The organism is Sphingorhabdus sp. (assembly GCF_044354325.1).
In the GTDB taxonomy this organism is placed as follows: Bacteria; Pseudomonadota; Alphaproteobacteria; order Sphingomonadales; family Sphingomonadaceae; genus Sphingorhabdus_B.
In genome coordinates, this window is sequence record NZ_JBILAF010000167.1 from 1 (window position 1) to 2,677 (window position 2,677).

General features: G+C 59.1%; 2 protein-coding genes. Both read left to right on the forward strand.

Features of this window, described 5'->3' with window-relative positions:
- The coding region (locus ACIQ0G_RS10845; protein WP_397577915.1) for a leucyl aminopeptidase family protein at positions 1-807 on the forward strand (807 nt) is incomplete at its 5' end.
- Between the two features lie 125 nt (positions 808-932).
- The coding region (locus ACIQ0G_RS10850; protein WP_397577916.1) for a Clp protease N-terminal domain-containing protein at positions 933-2,677 on the forward strand (1,745 nt) is incomplete at its 3' end.

The following is a 2,677-nucleotide window of genomic DNA, read 5'->3' on the forward strand; positions in this document are numbered from 1 at the left end:
ACGATACTTGGCGTGGGCCAAGGTTCGCGCCGTCCATCGCGGATGATGATCGTCGAATATCGCGGCGCTGGCGATGGTGCGCCCTTGGCGATGGTTGGCAAGGGGATTACCTTTGACTCCGGCGGAACATCGCTCAAGCCCGGCGCGGGCATGTGGGAAATGAAGTCCGACATGTCCGGTGCAGCCAGCATCATGGGCGCTGTCTTGTCGCTCGCAAAGTCAAAGGCATCGGTGAACGTCATCGGCGTTGCCGCACTGTCCGAAAATATGCCCGGCGGCAATGCGCAGCGTCCGGGCGACGTCGTCCGCACGATGAGCGGCAAGACCATTGAAATCCTCAACACCGACGCCGAAGGCCGCTTGGTAATGGCGGACGCCAATGAATATGTTGTTACCCATAAAAAACCAGCCGCGTTGGTAAACATGGCAACGCTTACCGGCGCCATTGTTAGCGCCCTGAACGACGAATATGCTGGCCTATTCAGCCGTGATGACAAATTGGCTGCAGCGGTTACCGCGGCGGGCGCCGCAACGGGTGAAGATGTGTGGCGGATGCCGCTGCACAAAAACTATCTCGATGATATGAAATCCGACATTGCCGACATTAAAAACGTCGTTGAAGGCGGCGGCCCCGGCGCAGGTCTTGGCGCCACCTTCGTTGGCTTCTTCGTCGATAAAAATATTCCTTGGGCGCACCTTGATATTGCCGGCGTCAACTGGGCGGATAGGTCTGGGCCAGTGACGCCAAAGGGCGCATCGGGCTGGGGCGTGCAATTGCTAGACGCGCTTGCCCGCAACTGGAAATAATATCGGCGGCGGCGCATTTCCGGCGCATGGCCGCAGCACTTGTGTTGCAGAAATGGCGCACTACATTCTGAATAGGGATGGGGCCTTTGTCCACAAAGGCTCCATCGACATTTAGGAAATAGCGCATGAACCTCGAGAAATTCACCGACCGGGCCAAGGGTTTTCTGCAAAGCGCGCAGACCGTGGCCATTCGTATGAGCCATCAGCGTATTGGGCCTGAGCATCTCCTCAAAGCCTTGCTGGAAGACGAACAGGGCATGGCCTCGGGCCTGATCAAGGCGGCTGGTGGCGACGCCGCGACCGCCTTGCGCGAAACCGACGCAGCGTTGGCAAAGGTGCCTGCGGTGTCCGGTGGCGGTGCGCAGCAGACGCCGGGGCTTGATAATGACGCCGTGCGTGTTCTCGATTCCGCCGAACAGGTCGCGCAAAAGGCTGGCGACAGCTATGTGACCGTTGAACGGCTGTTGCTCGCGCTTGCGCTGGCCTCAACCACCACCGCAGGCAAAGCCTTGGCCACCGCCGCTGTCACCGCCGAGGGGTTGAACGCCGCGATTAATGCACTGCGGGGCGGACGAACCGCAGACACCGCTGGCGCGGAGGACCGTTATGATGCGCTGAAGAAATTCGCGCGTGACCTGACGGAAGTGGCCCGGGCAGGCAAGCTTGATCCCGTCATCGGCCGTGATGAAGAAATCCGCCGCACCATCCAAATTCTTGCGCGGCGCACGAAGAATAACCCTGTTCTCATCGGTGAACCCGGCGTCGGCAAAACGGCCATTGCCGAAGGACTGGCGTTGCGCATTGCCAATGGCGACGTGCCAGACAGCCTGAAGGACCGCAAACTCTTGTCGCTCGACATGGGCGCCTTGATTGCCGGCGCGAAATATCGCGGCGAATTTGAAGAGCGGCTGAAGGGTGTGCTGGATGAGGTGAAGCAAGCCGAAGGTGATATCATCCTGTTCATCGACGAAATGCACACGCTCGTTGGCGCGGGCAAAGGCGAAGGCGCGATGGATGCGGCGAACCTGATTAAGCCCGCTTTGTCACGCGGTGAATTGCACTGCATCGGCGCAACGACGCTCGATGAATATCAAAAGCATGTCGAAAAAGACCCCGCATTGCAGCGCCGGTTTCAGCCCGTGTTCGTCGGGGAGCCAACGGTCGAAGATACGATTTCGATCCTGCGCGGGTTGAAAGAGAAATATGAACTGCACCATGGCGTGCGGATCACCGATGGCGCGTTGGTGAGCGCCGCGACATTATCGCACCGCTATATTGCCGACCGTTTCCTGCCCGATAAAGCCATCGACCTGATGGACGAAGCCGCGTCGCGGCTCCGCATGGAAGTGGAATCCAAGCCCGAAGACATCGAGACGCTCGACCGGCGTATCATTCAGCTGAAAATCGAGCGTGAAGCGCTTGGTAAGGAAAGCGATGCCGCGTCGAAAGACCGGCTCGCCACGCTGGAGAATGAACTTGCCAATCTGGAGCAGCAATCATCCGAACTGACCCAACGCTGGCAGGCGGAAAAAGACAAGATTTCGGCGGAAGCCAAGATCAAGGAGCAGCTCGACACCGCGCGTATCGAGCTTGAGCAGGCACAACGTTCGGGCGATCTGGCCAAGGCGGGCGAGCTGCAATATGGCACAATCCCGGGCCTTGAGCGGCAATTGTCCGAAGCAGAATCAGCGGCAGGCAACGCCATGCTGCGCGAAGAAGTAACCGCGCAAGATATCGCCAGCGTCGTCAGCCGCTGGACAGGCATTCCTGTCGACAAGATGCTTGAGGGCGAGCGCGACAAGTTGCTCAATATGGAGCAACTGATTGGTGCGCGGGTAATCGGGCAAAAAGATGCGGTCGAGGCCGTGTC